This window comes from Spirosoma aureum, assembly GCF_011604685.1.
Taxonomy (GTDB): Bacteria; Bacteroidota; Bacteroidia; order Cytophagales; family Spirosomataceae; genus Spirosoma; species Spirosoma aureum.
Map to the genome: position 1 here is coordinate 3,050,304 of NZ_CP050063.1, position 13,764 is coordinate 3,064,067.

General features: G+C 46.8%; 12 protein-coding genes. 6 read left to right on the top strand and 6 right to left on the bottom strand.

The window, feature by feature from the left end; genetic code table 11:
• Positions 1 to 71: 71 nt before the first annotated feature.
• The 4 genes from G8759_RS12040 to G8759_RS12055 all read right to left on the bottom strand — a co-directional run bounded on the left by G8759_RS12040 (position 72) and on the right by G8759_RS12055 (position 4,870).
• Entirely contained in the window at positions 72 to 1,622 is a 1,551-nt protein-coding gene (locus G8759_RS12040) for a DUF1800 domain-containing protein (protein WP_167208247.1), read from the bottom strand.
• A 191-nt stretch (positions 1,623 to 1,813) separates the two neighbouring features.
• On the bottom strand, positions 1,814 to 2,536 hold the full coding sequence (locus G8759_RS12045) for a hypothetical protein (protein ID WP_167208249.1): 723 nt from the start codon (positions 2,534 to 2,536) through the stop codon (positions 1,814 to 1,816).
• Positions 2,537 to 2,659: 123 nt separating this feature from the next.
• The gene (locus G8759_RS12050; RefSeq protein WP_167208251.1) at positions 2,660 to 3,523 is read right to left on the bottom strand and encodes a LytR/AlgR family response regulator transcription factor; all 864 of its coding nucleotides are present in this window, start codon (positions 3,521 to 3,523) and stop codon (positions 2,660 to 2,662) included.
• 96 nt (positions 3,524 to 3,619) lie between these two features.
• Positions 3,620 to 4,870, bottom strand: coding sequence for an MFS transporter (locus tag G8759_RS12055; RefSeq protein ID WP_167208253.1), 1,251 nt, complete (start codon positions 4,868 to 4,870; stop codon positions 3,620 to 3,622).
• 435 nt (positions 4,871 to 5,305) lie between these two features.
• On the opposite strand from G8759_RS12055, the gene G8759_RS12060 reads away from it, so the two are divergent.
• The 5 genes from G8759_RS12060 (at position 5,306) to G8759_RS12080 (ending at position 9,951) form a co-directional block, all read left to right on the top strand.
• Positions 5,306 to 6,439 (top strand): Gfo/Idh/MocA family protein, encoded by a 1,134-nt coding sequence (locus G8759_RS12060; RefSeq protein WP_167218901.1) that lies wholly within the window; start codon positions 5,306 to 5,308, stop codon positions 6,437 to 6,439.
• Between the two features lie 44 nt (positions 6,440 to 6,483).
• Positions 6,484 to 6,891 (top strand): four helix bundle protein, encoded by a 408-nt coding sequence (locus G8759_RS12065; protein WP_167208255.1) that lies wholly within the window; start codon positions 6,484 to 6,486, stop codon positions 6,889 to 6,891.
• Positions 6,892 to 6,989: 98 nt separating this feature from the next.
• On the top strand, positions 6,990 to 8,135 hold the full coding sequence (locus G8759_RS12070; protein ID WP_167208257.1) for a Gfo/Idh/MocA family protein: 1,146 nt from the start codon (positions 6,990 to 6,992) through the stop codon (positions 8,133 to 8,135).
• A gap of 244 nt (positions 8,136 to 8,379) precedes the next feature.
• Positions 8,380 to 9,432: a sugar phosphate isomerase/epimerase family protein gene (locus tag G8759_RS12075; RefSeq protein ID WP_167208259.1), complete on the top strand. Its 1,053-nt coding sequence runs from the start codon at positions 8,380 to 8,382 to the stop codon at positions 9,430 to 9,432.
• Between the two features lie 315 nt (positions 9,433 to 9,747).
• On the top strand, positions 9,748 to 9,951 hold the full coding sequence (locus G8759_RS12080; RefSeq protein WP_167208261.1) for a hypothetical protein: 204 nt from the start codon (positions 9,748 to 9,750) through the stop codon (positions 9,949 to 9,951).
• A 9-nt stretch (positions 9,952 to 9,960) separates the two neighbouring features.
• Here the strand turns inward: G8759_RS12080 and G8759_RS12085 are convergent, their stop codons facing one another.
• Both G8759_RS12085 and G8759_RS12090 read right to left on the bottom strand, forming a co-directional pair.
• Positions 9,961 to 10,596, bottom strand: coding sequence for a Uma2 family endonuclease (locus G8759_RS12085; protein ID WP_232074219.1), 636 nt, complete (start codon positions 10,594 to 10,596; stop codon positions 9,961 to 9,963).
• Positions 10,597 to 10,740: 144 nt separating this feature from the next.
• Positions 10,741 to 13,173 (bottom strand): endonuclease MutS2, encoded by a 2,433-nt coding sequence (locus G8759_RS12090; protein ID WP_167208263.1) that lies wholly within the window; start codon positions 13,171 to 13,173, stop codon positions 10,741 to 10,743.
• A gap of 225 nt (positions 13,174 to 13,398) precedes the next feature.
• Here G8759_RS12090 and G8759_RS12095 point away from each other — a divergent pair, with 225 nt between their 5' ends.
• Positions 13,399 to 13,704: a hypothetical protein gene (locus G8759_RS12095; RefSeq protein ID WP_167208265.1), complete on the top strand. Its 306-nt coding sequence runs from the start codon at positions 13,399 to 13,401 to the stop codon at positions 13,702 to 13,704.
• Positions 13,705 to 13,764: the final 60 nt, after the last annotated feature.

Here is a 13,764-nt window from a genome sequence, read left to right on the forward strand (position 1 = left end):
CTGATTGAGTAGTTGAATGATTGGATAGGGATTCTTCTATTCGATCATTCAACCACTCAATCAATCAAGTATTAACTTACCTGATACTCGGCCATGCGGAAAATGTACTGTAGAAAATTGGTCAGTTTCAGTTGAACAGCCTGTTTCTTAGCCGCATCGTTCGGGTTTTTGACATAGTCGTTCCATTCGCCGGTCCATTCATAGCGCGGAATGGAGTTGAGCAGGATCGTATCGGTCAGAAAATCTTTCAGCGTTTGGGCGAGCGGAATGGCAAATAGCTGAGCCGTCATGTCGTTTACCAGCTTAGCCGGATCGGTTGGGTCCGACAGGGTTTTGACATAGCTCAGTATATCGACAACAGGTTTGCCCGCCAGTTTTAAAGCTCCGTTGGTGAGCGAATCACCGAAACTGCCACGCAGACCTAATGTTGTTGAATTGATCCACTGTTGGTAATATCCCGTTTGGTAGTAAGCCGTCCAGCCAAACACGGTTGGTGGGTCTAGCAGATCCTGTTGCTGCTCTTTCAGACGGGCGTATGCGTAATTGCCAACCTGATAAAAAGCCGTTATGTTCTGTTTGGGGTCGGGGGCCAGCATTCCCCAGAATCGCAAAGTGCCAATAACCAGATCCGCTGGCGATTTGATGAGAGCACCCCGCAAATTTTCATCGAAAAAGTGCTGGCTCTGAAACAGGGCTGCCAATACAGGTTTGATCTCAAAATTGTTTTTTCTGAAGAGGTCGCCCAAGGGTTGAATAACGTTTGATTCGATGTCTGGTGTGATATCGGAATTGACAAACCAGAGATAGAGCCGACGACAGATGTAGCGTGGTGTTTCCGTATTTCGAAGGATCATGTCGAGCAGATCAGTCAATTCATCCAACCCGGCACTGGCCACCGATCGCCCTTTGATGACTGTATTCTGATAGGTTGCCGAAAACGTTTTATCCGTCGTATCGTGCCGATTGGCCCGAAATGTACTGCCAATGGCTGCATTTACAGCATCCCGGTAACCCGTATCGGCCCAGCCAGTAAGCACTTTTGCCGCTACCCGAACATCATCTTCGGTATAGCCACCCTTGCGGCCGATGGTAAATAACTCCTGAAGCTCCCGAGCGTAGTTTTCATTGGCAGTTCCAACTACGTTTTGGTTTCCATTCAGAAACCGGAGCATAGCCGGGTCCTGCGTAATGGCTATCGTGAATGCCTTGAAATTTCCAAGTGCCTGTTGCCTGAGTAACATATTATATCGATACATGTACCGATAGTCATTGACCGTTGCGGTATTGGTTACGAAATGATTTGACCAGAATAAAGTCATTTTTTCAAGCAGTGACACCGGCTGATTAAGCATAAGATTTGCCCACCAGTTTTTGATATACACATTTCGTTTGCCCGCATTTACTGTGTCGAACGGTTGGTCGTGAAAGACTTTGCCGGTTGTGAGATCCAGCGGAGGGTCAGGAACTGGTTGATCGGCTAAAAGTTTGGTAACGATTTGATTGGCTGTTTGGCCCGTCAGGGTTTTGATCTGATCGGGCGTGGGACCAAACATCGTTCGCCGGAGTAGATGGCCGACTTGTGCTGCTGTCAGAGGTTGCGTGTACGCATCGAGTAAAGCCACGGCATAGAAGGATAAGGTCTTTAGAATAGGTCCGCAAAGCCATGACAATATACGACAATAAGGGTTTAGTTTTTGAGTGTTAATTAACTGATTTTTAATTAGTTAAATGAGTAAAAATGAATTTTTGCCTACAATTTGTTGGCAATAGATTGATATTGTTAACTTGTGGGAATTGCTTAGACCTACCTGGATTAATCAGGGAAGTTAGTAGCGCGAAGATGCCGAAGAGAAACGAAGTGTCCCAGGAGAATTACCGGGACAACAAAGCCAGGAAGCCAGATAAACGGGAATTTCAGCACGCCAATATTCGGCTGATCAAAGGCTACTTGTTGTAAGGGGGATGGTGCCGATAACATCGCATGAATAACAATATTGAGCAAAAGGAGTAACGAACACACATTCCAGACAAATAGCCATTGCTTTGGCAGAATGGGTTTATTAAAGCTAAAGTAAGCAATAACGGGCGCTGTCAATCCTGCTAGAATATCGAAATTACGACCCTCGAAGGTCATGAGTTCTGGAATCTGATGATGGATATACAACCCGTAAAGGATTAACTCAACAAATACCCGGATGCTGTTCAGATAAGTAAGTGTCGAAAGGGGTAAGGCATCCAGAAACCGGCGGCCATTCGCCGAAACAAACAATCCGGAAATCAGTAGAAGTGGAACTAAAACAGCCAGGAAAAGGCGGGGCGGTGTGGGGCCGAGCAGTGTAAAAAAGCCCTGCGAGGCTAACAGGCCAAGCAGGAAAAGCCAGGCAAATAACCCGGCGAAAACGGCGATAGTTAAGCTGGGTTTTGCCCGATGAACAGCCCGCATAAAACCAGCTAACGTCAACGCGGTGACGATGGCGAAGCAAACAGCCAGCCAGAATGGTGGCTCGGTGGTGAGGTAAGCTAAATTTGGTAGCATTGTTTCGATTGATTTCGTGTCGGGAGAATGGCCCGATGTCACAAAGGAAACAATGACTAAAATATGGCTGCAAGGCTAAAACGCGCAAAATCAACGAATGGTAGCTGATTTTGCAATGAATGGTCAGGCTAAAGTGGCTTGACGAAACCACTTTTTAAATTCGGCCCTGCGATAGCGGCTAATAACAACCTGTTCGTAGGGTTGATTTTTGTGGAGAGCAGGCACCAGGTCGACAATAAGCTTCTGATTACTATCATCCTGAACCGACCGAATCGAATTTAGATGTACGATAAACTGACGATTTAGCTGAAAGAAAGCAGCCGGTAATTGGTTCTCCAGTTTGTTGAACGAGTTATAGGCAGTTGTGATCTGTTGACCGTCTGCTCTGATGAGTAACACTACTCCTCCAGTCGAATAGAAATAAGCAATTTCATCGGGTTGTAAACGAAGCTGTCGTATTCCGGTTTCAATAAGAATGGATGAAGGCGATGAAGGGAGTTGTAACTGCTTTAACTGAGCATTCACCTCATCGGTGCTCTGTTGCTTTTCGAGATAAATGGTTTGTAGTAGATATAGACCCACGTAGGCTCCATTAACGACGGTAGCAATGGTGGCACAAACGAAAACGCCGGATGTAACGATAGGCAGTGAAGGCCAGTTGCCCGAATAGAGCCTGATTGCGGCTGGAAAGACCACTGAAAAGGTGAGCATAGTCGCTACACCACCCAACAGAATCTGTTGCTGAACACGCCTGACCGGGTTTCGGTAGAAAGGAGATCGTTGATCCAGATGGCGGAAAACGGCCAGATTGACTTCCCAGCAACTGAGCATTACCGTCGACACCGTAAGAAAATAAACCCACGGAAACTGGTAGCCGATTTCGTAAGGAAAGTGCCGATAAAATACCAGATGGGATGCGACAAATGCAGCTATAGGTACTGCAATGAGTCGGGCGTAACGGTTTTGCTGACGAGTGAGAGGAGCCATAGGGGCAAAAATAGCGCTATGCCGCATCCATTTTTAAACTAAAATCCCCGCAACGATCACATTACGGGGATTTTAATAGCTGAGCTAAAGTTGAACTTACAACTGTGGCTGTTCCAGCACGATATTCTCGTCTATATGGCCTGCTTTGCGGTTACGCATCCAGAACCATAAGCCCGTAAAGGCAAAAATCAGAATAATCGGAAAGGTCATCATGGTAGACAGCGTAGCTTGACCCGCTGCTAGTTCCAGTGCTGGTCCGGTAAGACCCTTAGCTGCTGCTTCAGCATGATCTGCATCGATCCAACTCCCAATAAAAGGCTGGAAGATGGATGTAGACAGCATGCCGACACCACCAATAATAGACATACCTAAGGCTCCGCTTAGGGGAACCCGCTGGGCAACAAAGCCAATCATGGTTGGCCAGTTGAAACATACACCCAGACCAAATATAACAGCGGCCAGATAGGCTATTGGGCCCGTAACGGTACTGAACATATAAATACCGACGGTGGCTAAGATCGCACCGCCAAGTAATACACCCGTCTGACCCAATGCAGACACAACCGGGCCGGTGAAAAGCCTGCCAATCGTCATGACGCCGAATGTCAGCGCTAATACTAACATAGCATCAGCTCCGCTGCTGCCTAACACTACAGCTACCCACTGGTTAGGACCAAATTCGGTAATGGCTGTCAGCGCCATACAGCAGAAAAGGGCGATATACAAAGGAGTTAGCATGGCCTGGAAGTTTTTCGCCAATGAGGTAACGCCCTCCACTTTTGGTTTCGGGAACGCCTGGCCGAAAAACAGGAATGCATAGACCACGGTCGGCAACATAAGCACCCAAATCTGAGCCTGCCAGTTAAAACCTCCTTCAGTCATAAACTTGGATATTAAACTACCAATTACAATTCCTCCGGGAAACCACATGTGGAACCGGCCCAGCATTTTATTCAGCTTATTATTGGGATACATGTCGGCGATCATCGGGTTACAGGCAGCCTCGGTACAACCATTACCAAAGCCGATGAAGAACGTTGAGAATAACAGACCAGTGTATCCACCTGCATAAATGGTTAGCAGAATACCCAATGTGTGCGCAACAACAGCAACCTGCATAATCAATTTAGGCCCTACCGTGTGATAGACGATACCACCAATGATCATCGAAATGGGGAAACCAAAAAAGAACATTGAATTGATAAAGCCTAACTGCTCGGCAGTCAGCCCAAACTCAGTACCTAACTGAGGCAGAATACCCGCCCGGATACTGAAGGAAAAGGCTGTTGTAATAATGGCAAGGCAACTGGCCAGAAAGAGCCGCGAAGGATTAACGGTTTGATCCATTTTTGAAAGAAGGGGATTTAGTGGTTTGTAATCCGTTTAAAAGTTAAAGGGTTGTTGCTGGACAGGCAAGAGAAAACAAGAGTTATCATGGATTTATCGAAATTAATAATCCTTATTTTCTGCTTCTTTTTGCTTTATCCAGTTGTTTGCTAAAGGCAGCTGGAAGAATAAACTCCCCGCAGACTAGCTGTATTTGTGCAAAATTTCCGAAAAATAATAGAAAACAGCTAATTTCCGGCCGCAAAAACAAGAGTAGGTTCCTTAGAAGTGAGCCTTGACGTAGTAAGACTGCGACTGCTTTTTTTGCATTTCCTTGTTGTCGAGTCTGTTGGCGTCGGACTCGTGCAAATACCGCATAACAAAAACGCTCATGATCAATCATAAATTATCCTTTACGTACACTCAACTCTAACACCGATGCACAGAAAATTGCGAATGGGTATGGTAGGCGGGGGGCTTGATGCCTTCATTGGGGCCGTTCACCGACGGGCTGCTGGTTTTGATAATGAAATCGAACTGGTATGTGGTGTCTTTAGCGCATCGTCCGACAAGTCGAAAGCCACTGGCCATGCGCTCTATCTACCCGAAGACCGCGTTTATACGTCGTTTGAAGAGATGATCGAACGCGAGAAAACCCTGCCCGATGGTGAACGTATGGACTTCGTATCCATTGTTACACCTAATCATTTACATTTCCCTCCGGCCAAAATGGCCCTCGAAAATGGCTTCCATGTTATCTGTGATAAACCGATGACGCTGAATCTGGAAGAGGCTAAAGAATTGGTGAAAATCGTAGAGAAATCAGGCCTCGTCTTTGGCTTGACCCACAACTATACGGGTTACCCAATGGTGAAAGAAGCTCGTGATATGGTCCGTAACGGCAAACTGGGAAAGCTTCGGAAAGTAGTGGTCGAGTATCCACAGGGCTGGTTATCGAAAAAAGAAGAAGATAACAATTACAAACAAGCCATCTGGCGCACAGACCCGGCCAAGTCGGGGGCGGCTGGTTGCATGGGCGATATAGGTACTCATGCCGAAAATCTGGCTGAATATGTTACGGGATTGAAAATCAGTGAATTATGCGCTGATTTGAGCACGTTCGTACCAGGACGGCAACTGGATGATGACGGCAATGTATTGCTGCATTTTGAGGGGGGAGCCAAGGGTGTTCTTCACGCCAGCCAGATTGCCAATGGGGAAGAAAACGCCTTGAAGATCTACGTTTATGGCGAACTGGGCGGTCTTGAATGGCATCAGATGGAGCCCAATACGCTGAAATACAAAACGCAGGAAGGGCAGCGGATCATCCGTCCAAACGTGGGCGATTTGTCGGCATCCGCTAAAGCGCACTGGCGGTTACCGTCCGGGCATCCCGAGGGCTTTTTCGAAGCATTTGCGAACATCTATCGCAACTTTGCCTATGCTGTGAAGGCACACATGGAAGGTCGTCAAGCCGATCCAATTTACGACTTCCCCAGCGTTGACGATGGCGTTCGTGGTTTGGCATTTATCGACACGGTCATTGCCTCCTCAAAAACAGAGGAGAAATGGACGAAATTTGTTCAATAAGAAATGAGTGAAAGTGTGAATGAGTGAAAGGCTGAACCAGTAATATGGAGGTTGAAGACAGTGTTAGTGAAGCGTGCGTAGACTATTCGACTCATACAAAAAACCAGTTTTTAGACGACATTGAAAAACGTCTGAAATTGTTTATGCTGCGCTGCATAAAAGCATGTCGTACTTTGCCGAAAGAATATGACGCTCAGCACTTCGGTCATCAGCTTATTCGTTCCTCTTCGTCTGCTGCGGCCAACTTTCGGGCGGTTCGTAGAGGCAGAAGCCAAAAGGAGTTTTATGCCAAGCTCAGTATTACAATTGAAGAATTGGATGAATCGCTCTTTTGGCTCGAGACACTCATCTTTACCGAAATTATAGCTGAACACCGATTGGCTGACTTAATTGATGAAGGCTATCAGTTATTGAAAATTTTATCTAAATCCCGTAAAACAGTGAGCGACTGAAATAAAGAGTGAGCGAGCGAATGAGTGTTACCACAAACGGTAGTTCGCGTAGTCTTTTCACTCATTCACTCATTCACTCTATCGCTTTTTAAACCCTCATGCAAAAAATCAATGTTGGTGTCGTTGGCACCGGTTTTATCGGACCCGCACACATCGAAGCTCTCCGTCGCTTGCCAAACACAAATGTGGTTGCCTTGTGCGAAGTAACCCCCGAGCTCGCTCGTCAGAAAGCCGATCAGCTCGGTATCGAACGGGCGTATACGTTCGACGAACTTCTGAAACAGGATGACATTCAGGTGGTACATATCTGTACACCAAACTTCCTGCACTATCAGCAGTCGAAAGCAGCGCTGGAGGCTGGCAAACATGTAGTGTGCGAAAAGCCACTGGCTAAAGATCTGCACGAAGCCGAAGAACTGGTCAAACTGGCGAAAGAAACTGGCCTGGTTAATGCTGTTCATTTCAACCTGCGCTATTATCCACTGGTTCGGCAGATGAAAGTCATGCGGGAACGGAAAGAACTGGGTGATATCTATTCAATTATTGGTTCATACTTGCAGGATTGGCTCTTTTACGACACGGATTACAACTGGCGTCTGGAACCCGATAAGTCGGGCGATTCGCGGGCCATTGCTGATATTGGCTCCCACCTGATGGACAGTCTTGAATACATCACTGGGCTGAAAACCGTAGCTGTCATGGCTGATTTCAACACCGTTCATAAGGTGCGTAAGAAACCCCTGAAACCGGTTGAAACCTATTCGGGTAAAATGCTCCAGCCAGAAGATTATGCTGACGTACCCATTAATACTGAAGATCACGCCAACGTGCTGCTCCGCTTCGACAATGGCAACCGGGGGGTAATTACAGTATCGCAGGTATCAGCGGGCCGGAAAAATCAGATGAAACTGGAAATTGCCGGATCGAAGAAAACGTTTGCCTGGAACTCTGAAGCGCCTAACGAGATGTGGATTGGTAACCGGGATGGTGCCAATGAATCCTTCATGCGTGACCCTTCACTGGCTCACCCCGAAGCCCGCTCGGTTATCAGTTTCCCCGGTGGCCACAACGAAGGCTTCCCCGACACATCGAAGCAGTTGTTCAAGGAGGTTTATGATGCGGTTGCCGCCGGAAAGCAGCCTGAGAATCCAACCTTTCCAACCTTTGCCGATGGTTACCGTGAGTTGCTCATCTGCGAAAAAATCCTGGAGAGCAACCGCAAGCAGGCCTGGGTGGAGATTTAAATGGCGAAAGAGCGAATGAATGAAAGAGCGATGTCTGAAAGCGAGCTTATGGAAGATAGGGGATAGATCGGCTATAAGCGAGGGGAGGGATATCAAATACTGAAAATTTTAGCCAAATCACGTAAAACAGCGAGCGACTGAAATAAGGAGTGAAAGAGTGAATCAATGAAAAGTGCCCGATGTGATTATTATGTTGCATGGTTTTTTCATCCATTCACTCTTTTGCTCTTTCGCTCTTTGAAAAATGAAAACCATGAAAGGTCCGGGCATTTTCCTTGCCCAGTTTCTGGGCGATACGGCCCCATTTAATTCGCTCGATACGATTGCCAAATATATGGCTGATCTGGGCTATAAAGGTATTCAGATTCCTACCTGGGATCCGCGTATGATTGACCTCAAGCAGGCTGCCGAGAGTCAGACGTACTGCGACGAGTATAAAGGTAAACTCAAAGACATTGGTGTCGAACTCACCGAATTGTCGACCCACCTGCAAGGACAGTTAGTCGCCGTACATCCGGCCTACGGCCCCATGTTCGATGGCTTCGGTCCGGCCGAACTGGCCGGCAAACCGAAAGAGCAGCAAGCCTGGGCGGTTGACCAGTTGATGCTGGCTGCAAAAGCATCTAAAAATCTCGGTCTTACCGGCCACGTTACGTTCTCAGGTGCGTTACTATGGCCGTTCGTGTATCCGTGGCCGCAACGTCCGGCGGGTCTGGTCGAGACGGGCTTTACGGAGCTGGCTACGCGCTGGTTACCTATTCTGAATGCATTCGATGAAGCGGGCGTCAATGTGGGTTATGAACTGCATCCCGGCGAAGATTTGCACGATGGCATTACGTTCGAGATGTTCCTCGAAAAAGTAGGCAACCATCCTCGGGCAGGTATCAACTATGATCCGAGCCACTTTGTGCTGCAACAGCTCGATTACCTCCAGTTCATCGATTTCTACCACGAGCGAATTTATGCCTATCACGTTAAGGATGCTGAATTCAATCCGACGGGTAAGCAGGGCGTTTACGGTGGATTTCAGGGCTGGGTCGAGCGAGCCGGGCGTTTCCGCTCGCTGGGCGATGGACAAGTCGACTTTAGTGGTATTTTCAGCAAACTGGCGCAGTATGACTACGATAGTTGGGCAGTTCTGGAGTGGGAGTGCGCGCTGAAACACCCCGAACAGGGAGCCGCAGAAGGAGCACCATTCATCGAAAGTCACATTATCCGTGTCACCGAACGCGCCTTCGACGATTTCGCCGGAACGGGTGCCGACGACGCCTTCAATAAAAAGGTGCTGGGATTGTAAGATGAAATGGGCTCTTGCTTTTTTCACGGTGTCGGGTTTGATAACCCGACACTTCTTTTATATCAGTTGAAAAGAGAATCTTTGAATTGCCTAAAATCAAATGGTCAGATAATAGGATTTATTACAGCTTAGTCAATGGATTGGAGTTGATCAATTTCCATTCACAGTTGTTTATATAGAACTAAAAGGCAGTCTGTCAGTTTAGCAATTTGAAGATCAGCTTCATCGAAAATTGAAGCCTTTATCTGGAAAACCAGGAGGAAATAACAGGATAACAATAACAAAGCAGCTTTAAAAACTTAACACGGCTAAACTATGGCAGGTCAAGGTTCGGGAGGCAATGTACTTGCTGCTCTTTGTAGTTTCTTTATTCCGGGTTTGGGACAGCTTTTACAGGGTCGCCTGTTGATGGCAATTTTGCAATTTGTTTTAGCTGCCGTTCTTTGGTTCTTTCTGATGGGCTGGCTAGTCCACCTTTGGTCTATTATTGATGCCGCCCGATACGATCCCGCCAAATGAACTTGCAGGCTAAAACTCAATCCCTTCTTCCGTTAACAACTCCGCTAGATTCAATTCCACATCATCCAGTACGGGGATCGTTACAGCCCAATCCTGAGTGGTCCAGGGCGCGATTTGGGTGGCAACAAAAATCTTTCTGGGTTGGGTTGTAATCCAGATTACGCGCTCAACGCCGAAGTCGAGCAGTCGCTGCGTTTTTTCATAGACATAACCCGATTCTTTTCCTTCAAATTCTTCGGGTTCGATACGCACATCCACTTCGATGGCAATTTTGGGAGCTGTATCGAAATATTTGTTGGTTAATATAATATTGGTCGCTTTATCGAAAATGGCAATGTCATTCGATAGGTTATTTCCTCGGTCAACGTGTACACCGGATTCATTCGTGACGACCAAGTACTTTTTTCGGTTTATAGTACGGCCTAAAAACATGACTAAAGTTGCAACCAAAGCGGCCTGTAGTGAACTGCTTCCCATAATTTCGGCGGGTTTTTTCTGGCCGGCAATAACGGTCTTATAGTTACGGTAGTACAAAGGCCGACCGTTCAGTGTCTCGTAAATCAGGTACGATGGCACCTTCGACCTTTTCCGCTTCTGGGGTACGATGGCTACAGCTACTGGCATGACTTTGTCGATTCGATTCATACTTTGACAATACTACACATTTTACCCGACGATTTATTGTGAAAATCCCCTTATCCAGCAGCATCTAAACGCCAGATAAGAGGATTCTTGCGATCAGGAATTTCACCAGAAGCCGTGGCACGGTTTCCGGCTGTGTTACTTCACTTACTTCATCTTCACAATCGTTACGCCCGCACCACCACGGTCGGCGTGTTCGTCTTCCATTTTGCCAACCTGTTTGTAGCCGCGTAGGTGATTTCGGACGAGTGTCCGCAGGATACCGTCGCCTTTGCCATGAACGATGCGTAACTCAGGATAGCCAAGCATCAGGGCGTCATCGACAAAGCGGTCTACTTCGCCCAGAGCCTCTTCGCCCCGTTTGCCCCGAATATCGAGGTTGAAGCTGAAGTTCTGCATCTTCTCGTTCATATCCACACCCTGGCTACGTGGGCGATCATCTTTCGTTTCGGTTGCGTCTTTAAATGTTTTCTTACTTACCCGTTCAAGCCGGTTCAATTTTACGTTCGATTTCAGATCACCAATCCGAATTTCGGCGTCTTTTCCGCGTAACGACAATACCTGTCCAATTGCGTTCTGACCGGCAATGCGAACGTAGCTACCGACTACAATAGCACCATTATCGGTTTCAAACTCCTCTTCGGTTTGCTTCGGAACATCGACCTCCAGAACTTCCGGTTTTAATTCTTTTTGTTCAAACTGTTCCAGTTCCTGTCGAACCTGCCGGGTTGGGTCGCGTTCTGCTTTGTTTTCCTTAATCTCGCGGATCGTGTTTTCAATCCGCTGATTGGCTTCCTGTACCAACGCTTTGGCTTTCTGCTTGGCGTTATTAAGCAATTGCTTTTGCTCGTTATCCAGGCGGGTTTTCAGGGCTGTGTATTCAGCGAGTTGCTGGGCAAGTTTGCGTTGGTTAATGCTGATTTCCAGATTTTTCTCGGAGAAGACACGCTTCTCAATATCCAGTTCTTTCAGCAATTTCTCGAAATTCACCTGCTGATTACCCAGCTTTTCTTTTGCCCGATCAATAACGTTTTTGGGCAATCCAATTTTCTGGGCAATTTCGAACGCAAAAGAGCTGCCCGGTCTGCCGATTTCCAACTGGTAAAGTGGTTCCAAATGCTCGCCATCGAAACGCATGGCCCCATTGATCAGGCCCGGTGTTTTGTCGGCAAAAACTTTCAGGTTGGTATAGTGCGTGTTGATGACACCATAAGCCCCCGACTTGTTCAGTTCCTCCAGAATCGATTCGGCAATGGCACCACCGAGACCGGGCTCTGTTCCCGTTCCAAATTCATCGATCAGAAAGAGGGTTCGTTTGTTGGCTCCGATCACAAACTGCTTCATCGCTGTCAGGTGCGACGAATAGGTGCTCAGGTCATTTTCAAGCGATTGTTCGTCGCCAATGTCGATAAACAGATTCTGAAACACACCCATCTCTGAATAATCGGCCATTGGTACCAGCAAACCGCATTGCAGCATGTACTGAATGAGTCCAATGGTTTTCAGAGCCACCGATTTACCACCCGCATTCGGACCGGAAATGATCAGAATGCGGGTCTTTTCTTCGAGCCGGACACTCAACGGCACCACTGATTTGCCTTGCTTCTGAAACGATAAATGAAGCAAAGGATGTCGTGCATTCGTCCAGTCAACAAGTGGGCGTTCGTTCAGCTTTGGCATGATAGCCTCCAATTGTATGGCTAACTTTGCTTTCGCGCGGATGAAGTCGATCTGGGCCAGAAAATTAATTGCCTTTCTCAACTCATCAAGGTTTGGCCTGATCAGGTCTGTCAGCGCCAGCAGAATACGGTAAATTTCCCGCCGTTCTTCGTACTCCAGTTCGCGAATTTCGTTGTTGGCATCGAAAACCTCGGCTGGTTCGAGAAAGACCGTCTGACCCGTTTGCGACTCATCATGCACGAAGCCTTTAATCTTGCGTTTGTGTTCGGCGGCAATTGGAATCACCAGCCGTCCACCCCGAATGGTCAGGCTCAGGTCATCGGGAATCCAGCCATTTTGCCGGGCCTGCCGCAAAATACTGTCCAGCCGTTTGCGCAGATTGGCCTGTTCGCTGATAATACGCCGACGAATGCTGGCCAGCTCAGGTGAGGCAGAGTCGCGGACAAGTCCACGATCATCAATAACTCGTTCGAGGCCATCAGTTAGTTTTTTATCAACGCCGATTGGTCCTGCCAATTCGCGCAGGAATGGGAAACTACGATCCGAATTAGCACTGTTTTCTTCACGTTTCGAGAGAAATTTCAGGCAATCCTGAATGGTCCGAAGTGCCAGTTTCAGGTCAAAAAACTCGGTCTCTGTCAACGCAAGTCCTTCAACCCGGGCACGATTCAGGTGCGGACGAACGTCAATGTAATTACTACTTGGAAAATCGGGTTCGTACTGAACGATCTGTTTAAACTCGTCCGTCTGACGCAGTAATTTATCGATCAGCTGAATATTATCCGTAAAGCGAATCTTCTCAACATAGTCCTGACCCAGCTGACTGACACAGGCGTCTTTGAGCCGTTCGCGAATGGTATCAAAACCTAATTTTAGTTCTAGTGTATTGGGGTAAAGCATTTAATCAGAGAAAGGGCGTTATGAATAGCCTTTTACATAACGTTTTTAAGAAAAGGGAGGTTCGTTATAAAAATATCATTCGTTAAATGTGACCAACAATCCTATTGGTAAGTCATAAAGTTACTTATTGGGTTTTAGGCATCCAATAGTTTACATTTGAGTTAGTAATTAGTGGTTTAGCTTAAATAAAAGGTAACTCCAATTCACAACACTTGTACCTCTGACATGAATAATTACTTAGTGGTTTACTACAGAAACAGTGAGCCCACATTTATCTATACAGAAACTGTTGATACGGCTCGTACATATGCTATATCGATGGCGGCCGGTCAAAAGAATGCGAAGAATGACGTGTTGTCAATCGTCGAAGTAGCAACCGATAAAATTATTTATTACGGAAAAGGTAAAAATTTAGTGGGTGAGCTAAATGCGGTGGCACGTCCATCTCTACTAGACGGATTTACCAGTAGTTCTCTGGTCAAGTCATTCCTGAACTGGATAGGCATAAAGTTTTTTAAATCAGCTGTTTAGAAGAGGTTTGTAGTAATTATTTTTGATAGGAAGACTGATTATAGTAATTATTTCTCAATA

Excerpts from the sequence above, each read along its gene's own strand:
- G8759_RS12045 (WP_167208249.1), bottom strand. The coding sequence starts at position 2,536 with ATGCTACCAAATTTAGCTTACCTCACCACCGAGCCACCATTCTGGCTG.
- G8759_RS12050 (WP_167208251.1), bottom strand. The coding sequence starts at position 3,523 with ATGGCTCCTCTCACTCGTCAGCAAAACCGTTACGCCCGACTCATTGCA.
- G8759_RS12055 (WP_167208253.1), bottom strand. The coding sequence starts at position 4,870 with ATGGATCAAACCGTTAATCCTTCGCGGCTCTTTCTGGCCAGTTGCCTT.
- G8759_RS12060 (WP_167218901.1), top strand. The coding sequence starts at position 5,306 with ATGGGTATGGTAGGCGGGGGGCTTGATGCCTTCATTGGGGCCGTTCAC.
- G8759_RS12065 (WP_167208255.1), top strand. The coding sequence starts at position 6,484 with ATGGAGGTTGAAGACAGTGTTAGTGAAGCGTGCGTAGACTATTCGACT.
- G8759_RS12070 (WP_167208257.1), top strand. The coding sequence starts at position 6,990 with ATGCAAAAAATCAATGTTGGTGTCGTTGGCACCGGTTTTATCGGACCC.
- G8759_RS12075 (WP_167208259.1), top strand. The coding sequence starts at position 8,380 with ATGAAAACCATGAAAGGTCCGGGCATTTTCCTTGCCCAGTTTCTGGGC.
- G8759_RS12080 (WP_167208261.1), top strand. The coding sequence starts at position 9,748 with ATGGCAGGTCAAGGTTCGGGAGGCAATGTACTTGCTGCTCTTTGTAGT.
- G8759_RS12085 (WP_232074219.1), bottom strand. The coding sequence starts at position 10,596 with ATGAATCGAATCGACAAAGTCATGCCAGTAGCTGTAGCCATCGTACCC.
- G8759_RS12090 (WP_167208263.1), bottom strand. The coding sequence starts at position 13,173 with ATGCTTTACCCCAATACACTAGAACTAAAATTAGGTTTTGATACCATT.
- G8759_RS12095 (WP_167208265.1), top strand. The coding sequence starts at position 13,399 with ATGAATAATTACTTAGTGGTTTACTACAGAAACAGTGAGCCCACATTT.